We start from the raw sequence: 17,114 nt of genomic DNA, 5'->3' as shown, positions 1-17,114 counted from the left end.
TTGATCCCATTCACCTTTTCTGTTAAACTAATCTCATCGAGAAAGTTCATTTGAGATAACTTATGAAATAGAGTAAATTTAAGATAGAAAATACGAAAGGGTGTTCCCATTGATTAAAGTAGTTGAGTTATTTGCTGGTGTAGGAGGTTTCCGCATCGCACTTGAAGGAATTAAAGACGTGAATGCCGAGCCTACATCGGACAAATTCGATGTAGTTTGGGGCAATCAATGGGAACCGGCGACGAAGAGTCAACCGGCTTTCGATTGCTACGCCGAACGGTTCAAGAACCGAGGTATACATTCGAATGAAGATATCGCCTTGTCGTGGATGGAGGCGGGTCCGCACCACCTGTTAGTCGGGGGCTTCCCGTGCCAAGACTACAGTGTCTCGCGCAGCCTCAAGAACGAGCAAGGCATTCAAGGGAAGAAGGGCGTCTTGTTCTGGGAAATCATGAACATCATCGAACAAGAGAAACCGCCATACGTGTTGCTCGAGAACGTCGATCGCCTCATGAAGTCTCCGGCCAAACAACGGGGACGTGACTTCAGCGTCATGCTTCGTGCATTCGCCGACCAAGGCTATACGGTCGAGTGGCGCGTCATCAATGCGGCCGACTATGGATTCGCGCAACGCCGTCGTCGCATCTTCATCTTCGCGACCCGCACCGACCTGAATCATTCGGTACGTGCTCAACAGGCAAACCCTGAGGAATGGCTGCTCGAGTCAGGATTCTTCGCCCCGGCATTCCCGGTCCATGAACTGACGAGCGAGAAACATCCGGGCTCACAGTTTGAACTGCCGAAAGATATCGTCGAAATCTCTGATACGTTCTCGGCGACGTACCGCAATGCGGGAATCATGTCGGGCAATCGGGTGACGACGCTCGAGACGTTACCGAAACGTGAAGTGCCGAAGACGCTCGGCGAAGTGGTTCAAGAAGTATATGAGCAGTTCGGTCCTGCACCGGAACAGTATTATTTGGACACCGATACAATCAAGAAATCGGGTCGGAACGAGCAGGAAGAGTTGGCTTACTTGAAAGGGCCGAAGAAAATCGAACGGACATCGGCAAGCGGTCACGTGTATGTATACGCAGAGGGCGGCATGTCGTATCCGGATTCGCTCGACCTTCCGGGCCGTACGATGTTGACGAGCGAAGGTACGTGCAACCGCTCGAGCCATGTCATCGAAGATCCACAGACGAAAAGACTTCGTTACCTTCGTCCCGAAGAGTGCGAGGGACTAAACGGATTCCCTTACGGATGGACAGGTACGATGACGGACCGCAAACGTTACTTCACGATGGGGAACGCCCTCGTCGTCGGATTGATTGAGCGGATGAGCCATCGAATCGCAGAAGTCCATGAGCAAGAGGATGATAAAGGTATCTTGCAGGAAGCGATTCAGATGCAGCTATTGGGTACGTACAATAACTTCAAATGACAAAAAACTCCCATTAATTGAAATGGGAGTTTTTTGTTTACTGTTTAGAAAGTATGCCTATGTTTGTTATTGTATAATTAAGTAAAAAATATGTGAAGGTGGTAGTTCAAGATAGAACGTTCAGTACTTAACATTCTAAAGTCCTCACAAGATATAGAGGGGTTTTTAGATAATACCTATACCAAAAATCACTCCATCTCGGACACTATTCCAGTAGAAACACATCCTGCAACCACATTTGGACTTCCTAGCTTTTTGTCAAAGTTAAGGAAGCAAGTTTTGTTATTGGACAGGTTGCCTTCTGTAGAAGAGTATACGGAGTATTTCGTTACGTCTGTTTTATCAAATGTTAATCAGTTGGAGCTAATTAAACATCATGTTCGAAGTGAAGCGCACACAGCATATCTAGGATTGGTTCGAGATTTTCATTTCGCACTTCTACTCAAAGAATCCGGGTACTTTGATGAGGTGATCAGCCACGAAGAAGCAGATCTTCAGATGAAGCTGGATGTCATTGTAAAAAAAGATGATATTTTTATGGGGATTCAGTTATTTGCTGGAACCGAAAATGGAAAAGCCTCAAAAATGGTGAACGCTCTCAAAACGCGTTCTATTCAGTCGGGGATAAAAGAATATTATTTTCCGTTGGGTGGAAAATTTGCTAGACCGCAAGAGAGAAGAATTAAAAATGGAAATACAACATATGAACTTTACAGTCGTGCTGATGTTGAACATATAATTGATGTTTTTATGAAAGACTCTCCGGATAAAATCGATTCTTCCGTAGTCCCAAAACAGTTTTTATCATTGTCACCTTATACAGTCGAAGATACCGCCGACACTTGTGAAAAAAATCCCTATTCAATCTTATTGATTGAAAATGAGCTCTCAAATAATCGAATGAACGAGCTGAAGAAATGGGCAAGACAAGGGACGAAGATTGACCTTATGACAAGAAATGCAAGAATTATAGAAAACCAAAAAAATCTTACAGTGCATGAGCTCTCTAAAGAAGTTGATAAGACGCTTTTGATTAAGGATGGTCGGATATCTTCGAACCAGGAACGTTACATAGAAAATAATCAATTGAGTCCCCGATTCAACTGGGGACAGTATCGCGTCGAACATGCACCGTCAACTGCTGATATTTTAGTGAATGCTGGCGCAGGTAGTGGGAAGACAACAACTATGATTTCGCGAATCATGTATTTGATTCATACAAGTGACGTCAGACTAGATTCCATTGTGATGATTACGTTCACCCGAGAGTCTGCGGCGCATATGCGAAAAAAAATTAAAGAACGTCTCCAATCCTATTATCAGACTACAAACCTGACTAAATATCTAGATTTGATGGAGCAAGTCAATGGGATGAGAATCATGACTATAGACGCTTTCTCCAAGTATTTGTTCGAACAATTAGGCGTAGTCGAGGGATGGGGAAATACTGTCGGTGTCGCATCGTACAAATATCGAACAGAAACAATCATTCGAGAAGAATTTGCAAGGTACCTTACAGAAGAGATTAACGAGGAAGAGGTTTCTTATTTTTCTGATGTTGAAGAGTACAAAATGATTAAATTTTTCATGTATGTACAAAGCGAGCTAGATAAAAAAGGTCTGAGCGGGGATAGTGATTCTCTTGAATGGGACCCTGCAGAAGACAGTCCGAGAGACATGAAGTATCAGCAAGCGACCCGGTACGTGATTGAGCGCATGGCGAGGCGAATCAAGGAAGAGAAACTGAGAGACAATTCACTCACGTTGTCGGACATAAAACGAGATTTACTGACCGTCGTCAAAGGTAACCGACAACTGACGATAGAGCCTGCCATCGATTACATCTTTGTTGACGAGTTTCAAGATACGGATGACCCTCAAATCGAATTACTCGTGTCTTTGTCAAATTCACTGAAAGCTAGGTTGTTTGTAGTGGGAGATATAAAGCAAGCAATTTATCGTTTTCGTGGGGCAAGTCATACAGCATTCGAGAGTTTAAAACGACTAAAGAATGATTTTCTCTCTTATGAGTTGACGATTAACTATCGGAGTTCGAAATCGTTACTAGAAGAGATGGAAAGGCTGTTCAAGGTATGGAAGCAGAACAGTCGCTTACCTAATGAGATGAAGAATGGTATTGATACGGGTAGACTGATTTCCTATCTATCTTCGGAGGTCGATAAAGAAGAAATTTTAAAGATTTCGACAACTAAAAACCTTAAACTCGAAGACATCATTCTCCATATGTACGACACGTTGCCATCAAACGATAAAAAACAATCGGTACTCGGTATTTTGGTACGAAAGAACAAAGAGGCCCAAGCTATAAAAGAGTTGTTAAAAGATATAAAGAAGAACAATCGAAATGATTTAACATATGAAGTTACCGTAGGTGGGGGACTCTTTAAATCATCGGCGGCCAAAGACCTCCTTCTGTTGATTCGCGTATTAAAAAATGAGGGGTGCCCGGAGAGCTTTTTTGCTCTTCATCAATCATCTTTCGTCGAAGACGCCTTTGATGTCAATCATCTGATTCAGCATGAAGGGGACATTGCCCGACTTACTTTAGAGATGAATCGGATTCTAGGTGACGAGAGATGGCAGTGGATGCACAAGGCGAGAGAGGATGTACGAGTCAAACCTTTTTACAAAGTGCTTCAAAACGTTGTGATGGAGCTCCCGTATAAACGAATCATGGGAGCACAGGGGTATCAACCACATGAACTCATTCAGTACGAAAGAAATTTGTATAAAGTTTTAGACATTGCAATCAAACGTTTGAAGAACGAGGTCAATAATCCGGTCGCTTTATATGACTGGTTGAAAATTCAATTGGCGACTAATCGGGATGAGGATGAGGCCGATATCGACGCAAAAGATATCAAAGGAGATAGAGTCATTCGAGTGATGACCGTCCATAAAGCAAAAGGACTCGAATTTCACTCTGTGTTCATTCCGTTTACCAATTCAAGCTTGATACAAGGCCATCGACATAAAGTGCTTCTCACTTCAAAAGGGTTAAGTGATCATGAAAAAGTGTTGGCTTTTCACTTTAAGGAAGAGGATGAAGTTGTGACCACAGCCTCTTTCCAAACGATAAAGGCTGAGGATATCACAGAAACGTTAAACGAAGAAACAAGACTGCTCTATGTTGCGATGACCCGAGCTGAGCAGCGGCTGTGGATCAATGCTGCTCGACCTCATACACCTAAAGGGACATGGGATAAAGATACGTGGGAAAAATTGATACGAATGGCTGTACGAAAGGAAACATCAAATGAATAGACAGGTACTGACTTACCGGGTGCCAAGTGACTTGACATGGAAGGACTCGAAGTTTCAAACACAATATAACGATGTTCTCCATATCACGGCGACACCCACGCTTCATGAATCAATTAATGAAAATCTAAAAATATATCAATGGTTAAAAGCACCTCTTTTAACAATCAATCCATTGTTAGAAGCGTTACAAGGCCAGGCGTGGAGTAGTCAAAAGAATCAAATGCGTCAATACTTAGAGATTTCACAGGTTCTTAGAACTAGATGGGAGTCTTCGTCGCAAGCTGACGTTCGAATGAGGAAACATATTCTCTCATTCGAAAAAAACAGGAAAGAACTGATTTATACTATCCGATTGTTAAAAGAGTTGCGGTTAGACAATCTGTTTTCAACTCTCGTTGATAAAAGTGATGAAGAGTCATTGCTACATGACATCATGAGTGAAATGCATGATGATATTCGACCGATTGCATGGGAAGAGCAACTACAATCAAATCCCGAGTATTTCCCTCAGCTCATAAAAGAGTTCTTGCGGCAGAATGCGAAAGCCAAGAATAATCTTCATCAATTTAATATTGGCGAAGACGATCAGATTAACAATAGGGTTGAGGCATCATTAAGTAAAGGAAAGATAGTCTTACATGGTTTTTACTTCATTACCCCGCTACAGGAGTATTTCTTCAAGCACTTAGAACAACAATTTGAATTGATATTCGTGAATTATTATGATGAACTCCTACCTCACACCTACGAAACGGTAGAACGATTTTTATGGAAAGAAAAAGTATCGTGGTCGGCTTCGTTCAACGAATCAGCTGTGCAACATCCTTACTCGGTACAGCTGTTAGCGGGACTCGAGGGTCGTCGTTTTCATTCGTTCACAGAAACCGAATCAGGAAAAGTGACCGTATATTCGAATATGTTAGAGTTCCTCTCAAAAGAACGGGAAATTCGAGAGCGCGAAAAAGATCACAAGTATGAGCACTTCATTTCTTGTCGAGGCGGGGAAATAAGAGAACAGTTGTATTATGCTGGGTTAATTGAAAAAAAAGCGCCCTCATTAATCGATTATCCGATTGGCCGTTTCCTATTCGAACTGCACAACTTGTACACAGAACAGAAGACACCGCACCATAATTCTTCAGTTATCGAAAAGATATTAAGACCAGATGTATTACAAAGACTATTTAATAGTGGACATCTTTATGTCGATGGAATAGATGGTTCCAAAATCAACATGTCCATGTATACAAAACAGTTAGACCAACTCCTCCCTTACTTTTATCTCGGCGAAGGATTTCTTGATGGACGAGATGCTCAATTTTTGACGATAGAAGAGTGGCTTGAAAAGATAAATTTCTTGATAGAAGAGAAGATGAGATGGGAATCACTCCGTCCTTTACCTGCAGGACGTGTCCATCGCCTCCATGGCAGGCCTCTTGAGCAACTTTCTTATTTCAAAGTAAGCATTGAAGATATGAAAGTGATACAACAGGGACTCCTTATGATTGGTCGAATGGTTCATGAACTCTTCGAAGTAAAAACTGATGTGAAAATTGGAGAACATCTTGAAAAACTCAAAACCTATGTCAGTATCTCGGCTGAAGAGAAGCGTCAGGAAGAAGAAGTGATCCTGTTAAAAGACTTGATGATGAAGTTTGAAGAATTGAAAGATGAGACTTTGAAGTTCTCATTATTAGACATCATGGATGGTTTACGTTTTTATCTGCAGTCGGGACTTCAAAGCTATGATGACGAAGACGAGATGATAGACAGGGTTGGGGCGCTCTTTGTCGCAGATGGGATGGCGTTCAAGCAAAAGCGAAATGTTCACCTCGGTTTCATTGATGCGGATGCATTACCGATGAGCACCAAATATAAAATCTGGCCACTTTCAAGTAAAACAATCGATGAATTGAGCGTCTCAAGGTCAGAGATGCACCTTTTCAAAGAGTTGAAGAACCTATCCGGGGCCATAACCAGATATTTGTTGTATACGTTGTTGATTGGCGCAGATGACGTAAGGGTTTCGTACGTGAGGAATTTAGAAACAGGCTACGAATTAGATATGGCTCACTATTTCAAAGTTGCTGGGTTCAACAAAGAACTTCCAGAACTAGAAGATGAAGAATTTAATCTATCTACGTGGAGCGACGACATCGTCTTTCCAGATTTTGAGCATCGACTGTTACAAGATGAGACCAATCAATGTCCGCAACGCGCTACATTTTCTTATATCCTGAATGATTTTGGAACTTATTCGTCCCGATTCCATCAGCAGCTACTCTATAAAAAAATGCTTAAAAGTGTTTACCACGTGCTTAATGATTGGGGTAAAACTGAGATGTACCTTTCGTATTTGTTCCCACAGCTTAGCGGAGCATACCGGAAGTTGATTTTGGAGGAAGTTAAACAGAAATCAAATCGATATCGAAATCCTCGCTATGAAATAGACGAAGTCAGTTATAACGGTTCTTTAAAAGACTTTAGGCTTTTTTACAAGAAGCCAGAGCAATCTGTCGATAGTCTGGCTAACCCTGGAAACCATTGTCGCTTTTGTGAGTTTCTAGAGATATGTCGAGAGGGGCATTACGCGATTGATGATGAAAAATAGGAATCGAGAAAAGTTCGAAACCTTGAGTCAAGAGTTCATATCGACATGGATGATACCTCTTGTGAAGAGGGAGCCACAAGGAATTCGACAGGAAATCACCGATTTAAGTGTTTTGAAAAAGCAGGAACAAGAATTAGAGGAACAAAGACGCAAGAGTTTTTTTGAAGACGACTTTTTTTAAAGATGGAGTGATCACATGGTTAAAATCACCGTTACAAAGCAGCAAAATGACGCAATCAATTTTCAAGCAGAGCACGTGTTAATCAAGGGAGCACCAGGTAGTGGGAAGACAACTGTTCTCTTAATGAAGATTGAAAAAATTTTACAATCAAATCAAAATGCTAAAATTTTGTTGATTACGTATAACAAGACGTTGGCCGCCTATGCCCAGAAATATTTAGCGGACAGAGGATATAGCCAAGGTAATTTAGAAGTGCGAACCTTTCATTCTTGGGCATCCAAATATTTGAGACAGATTAAAGGGAATTTTTCTTCCTCTTCTTATCAAGTGGATAAGATTTTCGATAACTGTTATGAGAATCAGAAAACGAAAGATCATCGTTTTTACAGTGATGACAAATTCAAATCATTTTTAAAAGACGAGATTGAATGGATCAAAGGGAAAGGTATCGTCTCTGAGGAAGAGTATTTGAACGTACGACGAAGCGGACGGATGGTCAGCCTTCAGCAATCCGACCGAAAAGAAGTATACACCTTCATGGAACAGTTCGATAAAAATTTAGCGATGGCATCTATCATTCCTTTCGATGAGTATGGCATTCAAATTCATCAAAATCTTAATATTGTTAAAACAAAAGAATCCTATGAATACGTGATGATTGATGAAGCGCAAGACTTAACACAAGTTCAACTCATTGTCTTGAGAGAGTTAAATCCGAAGAGTCTAATCATTTCTGCGGATATTGGTCAACGTATTTATAAGACAGATTTCACTTGGAAAAGTGTCGGAATCAACATTGTCGGCGGACGGACAAAACATTTAGAAGAGATGCATCGATCATGTCAGGAAATCGTCACAATGGCACGCCCGCTTTACAACAAAGATTTGAATAGTAACTCTTCAAAAAACAGTGAAGAGACCCGTGAAGAGCTAATCGTACCTAAAAAGAGTAGTGGTTTTTTACCAGAAATTCATCAGTATGGCAAGCACGAAGAAGAATATGAAGGTATCCTGAGGCTTGTTCGAGAGCTGTGGAATAAGACATCAGATAAAGATATCACTATCGGTGTTTTATGCCGACATAAAATGCACCTCAAGAAGCTTAAGGGGATGATGCCTTATGGCATTCCTCATGAGCATATTGAAAAAGAAAACGGAAGTTGCTTAACACCTGGAGTGAAGTTCGTAACGATGCATTCCGCAAAAGGACTTGAGTTTGATGTAGTCATTATTCCACGTTTCACAGATAAAAATTTACCGAGTCTTAAAAGAGCAGAAGCGGAAGAGGAAGTTGAGGACGCTATCCAGGTAGAAAGAAGACTCTTGTACGTGTCGATGACGCGAGCGAAGACTAGATTGTTCATTACTGGATATGGTAACAAGATGAGTCGTTTTATAGAGGAATTTGAAATCGGAACTTACAACCACGTTTCGTATTAACGATACTTGTGGTAAACATATTTTTCAATGAGGTGGAAAAAATGTTAGAGTTTATTGTCGTTGCAGTCCTAGTAATACTTTTTCTTGAAGATAGACGAAAGAAAAAAAGATTGAATCAAGCAAAGGCAGTAAACACAAAGAGTTTGAGCGATAATACGACGCGGACTAATCGAGATGAAAAGTACAATAAGAATACAACTCCCGTTCTTCATGATAAAAAGGAACCTCAAACGCCAACTTTGAAAGTTCATAAGAGAAAAGTTAATAGAATTATAAGGTTAGCTGGTGTTACTTTTGAAGGTAGGCAGAAATTAATAGCTGAAACAAAGATAAGTGAAAATATAAAATTGAAAAGAGAGCCTCGCAATCCTCACGATAAAAATGCTATTAATGTGTACGATAGTAAAAATCGTAGTTTAGGTTGGATTCCAAGAGAAACTGCAAAAGAATTGGCTCCTTTAATGGATAGGCGGATAAGTCTTAAAGCTGAAATAATACAAAAAACGGGGGTGAGTTATCCAAGGGGTTTAGAGATTCGTGTTTACTCTCTGTAAAACGGATATTCCTAAAACACGAGAATTCAACTGAGTTGTCTGCACTCTAAACTTAATTTTGAGGTGACTTGTATGCTTTGGGTTGAAATGAGAGATCTCAGTAAAGAACAAGGTATAAGAGAGGGTTTCAAGTTTTCAAAAATGCTATGGAGTCCAGCATATAAAAATAGTACAGCAACAACAAAATCTGCATATTGGGAGTCTCTGCTTGAAGTAGAGAAGGGTGATATAATACTCCATCTCGTTAAAGGCGTTTCGAAAAACAAAGATGAAATGAAATTCATAGGTCATTCTGTTGCTGTGAGTAAATGTAATGTTGTAAGCACACCTGCTCCTCACCCTAAATACGATTACTGCGATATTTTTTATACAGTACCTTTGAAAAATTATCAAGAATTTAATAGTGAAATATCTTTGAAAAAAACTTTTAAAATAAATGAAGAGCAACTAATTGTATTTTGCAATACAAATGTGCACAATAATGCAACAAAAAGTACAGAACTTTGCCAGCTGGGTTTTAGTGTTTCGACAACGCATGCGTGACACGATAACTGTCACCTGTAAAGTTTAGTATGTGAGCGTGATGGATGACGCGATCGACGAGTGCCGCAGTCAAGCGCGCGTCGCCAAAGATGCGATTCCATCGGCTGAACTCAAGGTTGGATGTGATGATCAGGCTCTTTCGCTCGTACCAGTCGGTGATGAGATGAAACAGAAGTTCCGCAGATTCTTTTGTGAGAGGGAGATATCCCATCTCATCTAAAATAATCATATCTGCCGACTCGAGACGAGAATGGAAGTTGCCTAGTTTTCCATCCCGCCAGGCCTTGTTAAGTTGCTCGACGAGTTCAGAGACCCGGAAGAACCTCACCTCATAACCTTTGTGACAAGCTTCTCTCCCGAGCCCGATGGCCAAATGGGTCTTTCCTGTACCCGGGGACCCTGTCAGAACGACGTTCTGTGAGTGCTCGACGAAATTCAGTGAGGTCAGTTCGTCCTTATCTAAATGCTTTGGGAAGTAGATGTGATTGCCCCAATGATAGTCGTCTAGTGACTTATTGTTGATGAATTTTGCCTTTTTGATTAACCGTTGCGCTTTCGCTTCCTCGCGGAGGCGCATTTCCATCGAGAAAAGCTCCGTGAGAAACTTTTCAGGGGATTCCGTTGGAATCGATTCATAGATTTCAGCGACATAGGCAAGGCGGAGCGATTTGCACATTTCTTTTAGGCTCATACTGCACCACCTTCTCCCCAAGGCCGATTCAGGCTATCGTACTTGCTCCAATCCACATCATAAGGATGGTCCTCAACCACGGCTGGATCGTCGTCCTCGCTCAGTAGCTCGTATAGGCGTTCATTGATCTCGAGGATTGGATAGAGTGCGAGCTTGGCTCGGATCCAGGCCAGTCTTTCCTGCCGAACGAGTAAGTTGGGTACGCCCAGGTACTCTTTGATTCTACCCGGCAGATATTCGGAATAACGGGAGTGCCCGAAGCTTCTCGGCTTCTTGTGCCAAGTGCTGATGATGTTTTCCCATGGGAGCGCACGCTTTGTCATCATGTAGGGACGTTTTTCTTCGTAGAGGATTTCTCCGTGAAGTGAGAGAATCTTCATCGAATCCCACCTTAAGATGGCGCGTACTTGCCCATGACGAGCCCCTGAAGGGATCAAGACTTTCGTCTTATCGATCGTTATTTCGCCGTACTTGTTCACCTTGAACAGTTCTTCTTTGAAGACGGGGAAGTCTTCTTGCGGCAATCGCAATAGATGTCTCTGCTCTTCTTCGAACAACTCACGGATCAGCACATGCTTTTCGTAATGCACTCTCTCCATGTCATCCCGTAGGGAAGCTGCGAGTTGCCGGTTCGTCGAATCGTAATCATGCATGACAGGGGCTGGGACAAGAAAATTGTACCGAACGTATCCTACCTTGTTCTCGACACTTCCTTTCTCGTTACCTCTGTAAGGATTACAGCTTTGAACTTGGAAGCCGTAATGTGCCATGAACTGCAGGAAAGCATCTGTATAGATCGCCTCTTCTTTTGTCGTTCGTGGTTGGATGACTGCGGCGGGGAGATTATCGATTCTGAGCTGTTGCGGTACACCACCGATTTCTTCAAAAAGCATTTTGAGTCCCGTCAAAAAGCACTCTTGGTTTTCTGCGGGCAGGGCGACAGCTGCTGTGCGGTTACTGAAGGGCAGGCTCATGACGAGGCATTTTACATCGACCGCATGACTATCTTTGACGACTTCCATCGTCCCGAAATCTACCTGTGCCTCACCCGGAGGGTGTTGCAATCGTTCTTGCCTTGTGTCGTTTTCCTCCTCGCTCGTCATATGCCAGCTCTTGATGAAATTGCAGACCGTCCGGTAAGAACCCTCGAATCCGTTCGCCACCAGCGTTTCATAAAGCTTTTTATTCGTTCGTCTTAACTTTTTCTGAAGCATTTGATCCTCGGTCAACCAATCCTCGACCATCTCGCCCCATTTCGTTCCGTACATCATGCCTCTCTTGGGGCGAATGGTTTCACTCGGCAGTTGAGCTGAATCCGCGTATTTTTTTACCGTCCTCCAGTTGAGGTCTAGATTTTTAGCGATTCGATTGATCGAATGTGATTTGTGGTTTCTCAGATATTTGATACAATTGATATCGGACATTGCTAGCATTCCTTCCATCTCCTAACGTTCTTGTGTCGCAACTTAAACGTTAGGGTGAGATTATGGTTGCTGGCAAGTCCTTTTTCTTTTCTAAAATAGGAGTGCAGAGTTGTGTACGTTTCCGTTGCACACTTCTGCACTCCTATTTTGCATTACACACTAATTACTTATTATGAAAATAATAATTGTAAAGATAAAGGAGATAAAAAGGCTATCTTTTATTGTCAGAGGCAAAATGACCTTAAAACTGTACAAGGTGCTTATTTTTCAAAAGTAGATAATGAATTATTTAATATTTTGTTTGAGGATAATAAGATTTCACGGATAAAAGAGTCAAATTTCACGTATGATTCAGGAGTTGAGTCTGAAAACAATGAATCGAATAGTGAATCGATTCGAGAAATAAAAGTAAGGGTTGGACAGCAAAAATTTTCGCGACAGGTAAAAGAGAATTTTAACTTTGAGTGTTGTTTCCCAGATTGTCGGTTCAATGAAGAGAGACATCTAGTGGGGGCACATATTGTACGGTGGAGTGATAATGTTCAAACGAGAAAAGATGTTAGGAACGGTCTGTCGCTGTGTAAACTGCATGATGCGGATTTTGAATTAGGTGTTTTCACTCTAGATCGACAATATAGGATTCGGGTGAATAAAAAATATTTTGAGACAGAGGATGAAAGTTCTTGGGTATCTACAAATCTCCTTCCCTGTGAATACAAAAAGATAAAAAAGTGTCGAGAGTTACCCGCTATAGAGTATATAAAAGGACATTGGGACAGAATTGATTTCTCCCCAGATACTTAATGATAAAAAGTAATTGAAAGGCAGAGGGCGTATAAAGCCCCTCTGCCTTTCAATTATTCTGCCATCAACGCACACACCGCATTCGAATACGCCACTGGATCTTCAATCGGTAGCCCTTCGATGAGGAGTGCTTGCTGATAGAGCAAATCGGTATACTGTTTCGCTTTCGCTTCATCTTCCTTATAGATGCGCTGTAACGTCCGGAAGATGGCGTGATCGGCGTTCACTTCAAGCACTTTTTCGGCTTTCATGCCGCCGCCATTCGGCATCGTGTTCAAAATCTTCTCCATCTCGATTGAGACGTCGCCGGCGACCGTCAAGCAGACCGGATGTGACTTGAGACGTGTCGAGGCGCGCACTTCTTTGACGCGGTCGCCCAGTTCTTGTTTCATGAAGGCGAACAAGTCCTTGTTGTCCTCGTTGAGGGAATGGGCCGCCTCGTCATCGAGCCCGAGGTCACCGCTCGCGATCGACTTGAACTCTTTGTCGTCATACGACTGGAGCATCTTGATGGCGAACTCGTCGATTTCTTCGGTGAAGTAGAGAATCTCGAACCCTTCTTCTTTCAAGCGTTCCGCCTGAGGGAGAAGGTCGATGCGGTGAATCGATTCACCCGTCGCGTAATAGATGTACTTTTGATCGTCTTTCATGCGCTCGACGTATTCTTTAAGCGTGACGAGCTTGTTCTCGTTCGACGAGTGGAACAAGAGCAAGTCTTTCAACTCGTCCTTGGCGGCACCGAACTGATCGTAGACGCCGAACTTGAGCTGACGGCCGAACGACTCGAAGAACTTCTCGTAGTCTTCGCGCTCGTTTTGGAGCATCTTCTCGAGCATGCCTTTGATTTTCGACTTCACGTTTTTGGCGATGACGCGAAGTTGGCGGTCCTGCTGCAGCATCTCCCGGGAAATGTTGAGCGACAGGTCTTCCGAGTCGACCATCCCTTTGACGAAACCGAAATAGTCCGGGAGCAGGTCAGGCGACTTCTCCATGATCAAGACACCGTTCGAGTACAGCTCGAGCCCTTTCTCGAACTCTTTCGTGTAATAGTCGAACGGGACCGTCGATGGGATGTAGAGAATCGACTGGTACCGGATCGAGCCGTCGACGTTCAAGTGAAGGTGTTTGAGCGGCTCATCGAAGCCGTAGCGTTTCTCGTGATAGAACGCCTTGTAGTCCTCCTCCGAGAGCTCGCTCTTCCGTTTGCGCCAAATCGGCACCATGCTGTTGAGCGTCTCTTCTTCGACGTAATCCTCGTACTCGTCCGAGTCTTCTTTTTGACGGTGCTTCGTCACGTCGAGCTTAATCGGATAGCGGATGAAGTCCGAATGCTTCTTGATGAGTGAACGAATCTCGTACTCTTCGAGGAACGATGAGTACGTCTCGTCGTCCGTGTCAGCTTTCACGTGCAACGTGATCTCAGTCCCGATGTCGGTCTTATCTGTCGGCTCGATCGTGTAACCGTCTGTGCCTTCCGACTCCCACAAGTAGCCTTGTTCACTGTCGACCGAGCGGGTGCGGACCGTCACACGGTCTGCCACCATGAACGCCGAGTAGAAGCCGACACCGAATTGGCCGATGAGGCTGTGGTCTTCTTCCATCTTCGTCGCCTGCTTCATCGCGAGCGAACCGCTCTTGGCGATAATCCCGAGGTTCGACTCGAGCTCTTCGGCCGTCATCCCGATTCCGGTGTCGCGGATGGTGATCGTGCGGGCGTCTTTGTCGAGCTCGACTTTAATGAAGTAGTCGTCCTTGTTGAAGTCGATTGCCTCATCTGACAAGGCCCGGTAATACATCTTGTCGATGGCGTCACTCGCGTTCGAGATGAGCTCACGGAGGAAGATGTCCTTATGCGTATAGATTGAGTGGACCATCAACTCTAAAATTCGTTTCGATTCGGCTTGAAACTGTTTCTTTGTCATGATCGTTCTCCTTTTTGTTTTTTCATTTTTGGCACTCTAGATATAAGAGTGCTAACACTATTGATTATCCTAATTTTTAGGAAGATGTCAACCCGGTACAAACAAAAGATTGACGCGGGGCTCGGATTCGCCTATAGTTGAGTACATGCGATGAGCTGGTCTATGTAAGACGGCGGACATTCCTTCGGGAGCACGTTGTGGAGCGTGGTTCGACGCGGTAGACTTTTCGAGAGCACCTCTAGTGAGAGGTGCTCATTTTTTTGTATATGGGGGATTATGATGCAACTACATACCATCCATCACGTGGCGCTTATCGCCTCAAATTATGACGAGGCGAAACGGTTCTACATCGATATCCTCGGTTTCGACGTCATCCGCGAGCATCATCGTCTGGACAAAGGCGACCACAAGATCGACCTGCGGCTCGGCGCGTACGAGCTCGAGCTGTTCATCAAACCGGATAGCCCGAAACGGCCGAGCTTCCCGGAGGCGTGTGGGCTCCGTCATCTCGCCTTTAAAGTCGACGATATCGAGGCGGTCGTCGCCGAACTGAATACGCACGGTGTCACGACGGAACCGATTCGGTATGACACGTTCACGGGCGAGAAGATGACGTTCTTCTTCGACCCGGACGGTCTGCCGCTCGAACTGCACGAATAAAGCCCCTTCACGCGAAGGGGCTTTTGTTATGAGCGCACATACGACAAGAGCATCTCTCGCAACACCCGTTGTTGGATGTGCGGTTCGATATCGTCCTCTAAATAACTGATGTGAGACTTCAAAATGATATTGTTGCCGAACGTCCCGAACGCGTTGATGATGGTGACGACGGTCGTTTTCACATCGATGTCGCCTCGAAGCGAGCCGTCCGTCTTCCCATGCTCAATGAGCGGTTCGAGCGTCTCCATGATCTCGCGCTGTAGTCCGATGTAGTTATCGATTCCGGGAAGGGGACTTACGACGAACGAGGCATAACTCTCGAACGCCTCACGGAAGCGAGAGTGACTCGTCCGTTTCATTTGTTGGTCGAGCAAGTAGTCAATGATCGCCTCGAGTCGCGAGTACGCATCTCCCGTCCGGCTCGTCAATTCCTTGAACGCGTCGAGCGTCGGTGCCAAGTTACGGACAGCCGCTGCGACAATCAACTGATCTTTTTTCGGGAAATAGCGAAACAGTGTCGCGACCCCGATTTCGGCGGCGTCAGCGATATCCTGCATTTGGACGCGCTCGAATCCGTCTTTCAGAAACAGGGTTTCAGCCTGACTGATGATGCGATTTAATCGTTCTTCTTTGTTTTGTTGACGTTTACTCATATCATCACCTCTTTGTTCTCTTGTCATTATAACGCTTTGAAGCAGTTTCGTTGAGAATCGAATGTGCATCGACTACTATTATGATAGTTAGACTATCATAATTTAAGATTGGAGCTGGAACAATGCGGTTAACGGGGAAAGTAGCGGTCATTACGGGGGCAGGCAGCGGTATGGGTGAAGAAACGGCCAAACTGTTCGCACGCGAAGGAGCGACGGTTGTCGCGACAGACATCAATGTAGACGCGGTGACACGTGTCGTCGAAACGATCCGGGCGAACGGAGGAGAGGCGCTCGCGCTTCAGCACGACGTCACTTCGCGCAGTGATTGGGAGAGAATTTATGATGAAGTGCAATCGGTGTGCGGGAAGCTCGATATTCTCGTCAACAATGCGGGCATCGCGCTTGCAAAACCGTTCTTGGAACAGACCGAGGACGACTGGTCACGGACGTATCGAATCAATATCGATGGCGTCATGCTCGGGACGCAGTATGCCATCCCGCTCATGGAGCAAAATGGCGGCGGTTCAATCGTCAACATCTCGTCAATCTCGGCGCTCACCGGTATGGCCGGGGCAGGTGCCTATACGGCTTCAAAAGGGGCCGTTCGCTCACTTACGAAGGCTGCGGCCGTCGATTACGGGAAGCACAATATTCGCGTCAACTCGGTCCATCCGGGCTATATCGTGACGCCGATGAGCGCGCCGCACATGGAGCACCCGGACTATAAACAGCATTTCCTGAATCAAATCGCTTTGCCGAATCTCGGTCAGGCGGGGGAAGTGGCTGCGGCTGTCTTGTTCCTTGCATCGGACGAGGCGAACCACATCACCGGAATCGAACTACCCGTCGACGGGGGTGTCACGGCCAAATAAGAAAAATCATTTGTCCAGGTCAGAGGAAAT

Annotated in this window: 13 protein-coding genes; 9 read left to right on the top strand and 4 right to left on the bottom strand. The window is 44.2% G+C overall.

Translation table 11 applies throughout. The features are described from left to right. Positions 1-109: 109 nt before the first annotated feature. The 6 genes from dcm (at position 110) to FED52_RS13315 (ending at position 10,058) form a co-directional block, all read left to right on the top strand. Complete coding sequence (gene dcm, locus FED52_RS13340; protein ID WP_138860194.1) at positions 110-1,444, top strand: DNA (cytosine-5-)-methyltransferase; 1,335 nt, start codon at positions 110-112, stop codon at positions 1,442-1,444. Positions 1,445-1,723: 279 nt separating this feature from the next. Further along, positions 1,724-4,729, top strand: a complete 3,006-nt coding sequence (locus FED52_RS13335; RefSeq protein ID WP_138860193.1) for a UvrD-helicase domain-containing protein — start codon at positions 1,724-1,726, stop codon at positions 4,727-4,729. Further along, a complete protein-coding gene (locus FED52_RS13330; protein WP_138860192.1) occupies positions 4,722-7,340 on the top strand; it encodes a PD-(D/E)XK nuclease family protein in 2,619 nt (872 codons plus the stop codon). Before FED52_RS13335 ends, FED52_RS13330 begins: the two co-directional genes overlap by 8 nt. 196 nt (positions 7,341-7,536) lie before the next feature. Beyond that, complete coding sequence (locus tag FED52_RS13325; protein ID WP_138860191.1) at positions 7,537-8,961, top strand: 3'-5' exonuclease; 1,425 nt, start codon at positions 7,537-7,539, stop codon at positions 8,959-8,961. Positions 8,962-9,002: 41 nt separating this feature from the next. Continuing rightward, complete coding sequence (locus tag FED52_RS13320) at positions 9,003-9,515, top strand: HIRAN domain-containing protein (protein WP_138860190.1); 513 nt, start codon at positions 9,003-9,005, stop codon at positions 9,513-9,515. Positions 9,516-9,587: 72 nt separating this feature from the next. Further along, positions 9,588-10,058 (top strand): hypothetical protein, encoded by a 471-nt coding sequence (locus FED52_RS13315; protein WP_138860189.1) that lies wholly within the window; start codon positions 9,588-9,590, stop codon positions 10,056-10,058. Here FED52_RS13315 and istB read toward each other — a convergent pair. Both istB and istA read right to left on the bottom strand, forming a co-directional pair. After that, positions 10,033-10,749: an IS21-like element helper ATPase IstB gene (gene istB, locus FED52_RS13310; RefSeq protein WP_138860188.1), complete on the bottom strand. Its 717-nt coding sequence runs from the start codon at positions 10,747-10,749 to the stop codon at positions 10,033-10,035. The genes FED52_RS13315 and istB overlap by 26 nt on opposite strands. Continuing rightward, entirely contained in the window at positions 10,746-12,182 is a 1,437-nt protein-coding gene (gene istA / locus FED52_RS13305) for an IS21 family transposase (protein WP_029595511.1), read from the bottom strand. The genes istB and istA overlap by 4 nt, the downstream gene beginning before the upstream one ends. Before the next feature lie 102 nt (positions 12,183-12,284). Here istA and FED52_RS13300 point away from each other — a divergent pair, with 102 nt between their 5' ends. After that, positions 12,285-12,977, top strand: a complete 693-nt coding sequence (locus FED52_RS13300; protein ID WP_138860187.1) for an HNH endonuclease — start codon at positions 12,285-12,287, stop codon at positions 12,975-12,977. Between the two features lie 53 nt (positions 12,978-13,030). On the opposite strand, the gene htpG is transcribed toward FED52_RS13300, so the two are convergent. Further along, entirely contained in the window at positions 13,031-14,899 is a 1,869-nt protein-coding gene (gene htpG / locus FED52_RS13295) for a molecular chaperone HtpG (RefSeq protein WP_138860186.1), read from the bottom strand. Between the two features lie 279 nt (positions 14,900-15,178). On the opposite strand from htpG, the gene gloA2 reads away from it, so the two are divergent. Then, positions 15,179-15,559, top strand: a complete 381-nt coding sequence (gene gloA2 / locus FED52_RS13290; protein WP_138860185.1) for an SMU1112c/YaeR family gloxylase I-like metalloprotein — start codon at positions 15,179-15,181, stop codon at positions 15,557-15,559. Positions 15,560-15,585: 26 nt separating this feature from the next. Here the strand turns inward: gloA2 and FED52_RS13285 are convergent, their stop codons facing one another. After that, a complete protein-coding gene (locus FED52_RS13285; RefSeq protein WP_138860184.1) occupies positions 15,586-16,212 on the bottom strand; it encodes a TetR/AcrR family transcriptional regulator in 627 nt (208 codons plus the stop codon). 122 nt (positions 16,213-16,334) lie between these two features. On the opposite strand from FED52_RS13285, the gene FED52_RS13280 reads away from it, so the two are divergent. Continuing rightward, the gene (locus tag FED52_RS13280) at positions 16,335-17,084 is read left to right on the top strand and encodes an SDR family NAD(P)-dependent oxidoreductase (RefSeq protein WP_034780427.1); all 750 of its coding nucleotides are present in this window, start codon (positions 16,335-16,337) and stop codon (positions 17,082-17,084) included. The last annotated feature ends 30 nt before the right edge of the window (positions 17,085-17,114 follow it).

Source organism: Exiguobacterium mexicanum (assembly GCF_005960665.1).
Classification (GTDB): Bacteria; Bacillota; Bacilli; order Exiguobacteriales; family Exiguobacteriaceae; genus Exiguobacterium; species Exiguobacterium mexicanum_A.
The sequence above is the reverse complement of the archived record's forward strand: the minus strand, read 5'-3'. Positions and strand labels throughout refer to the sequence as shown.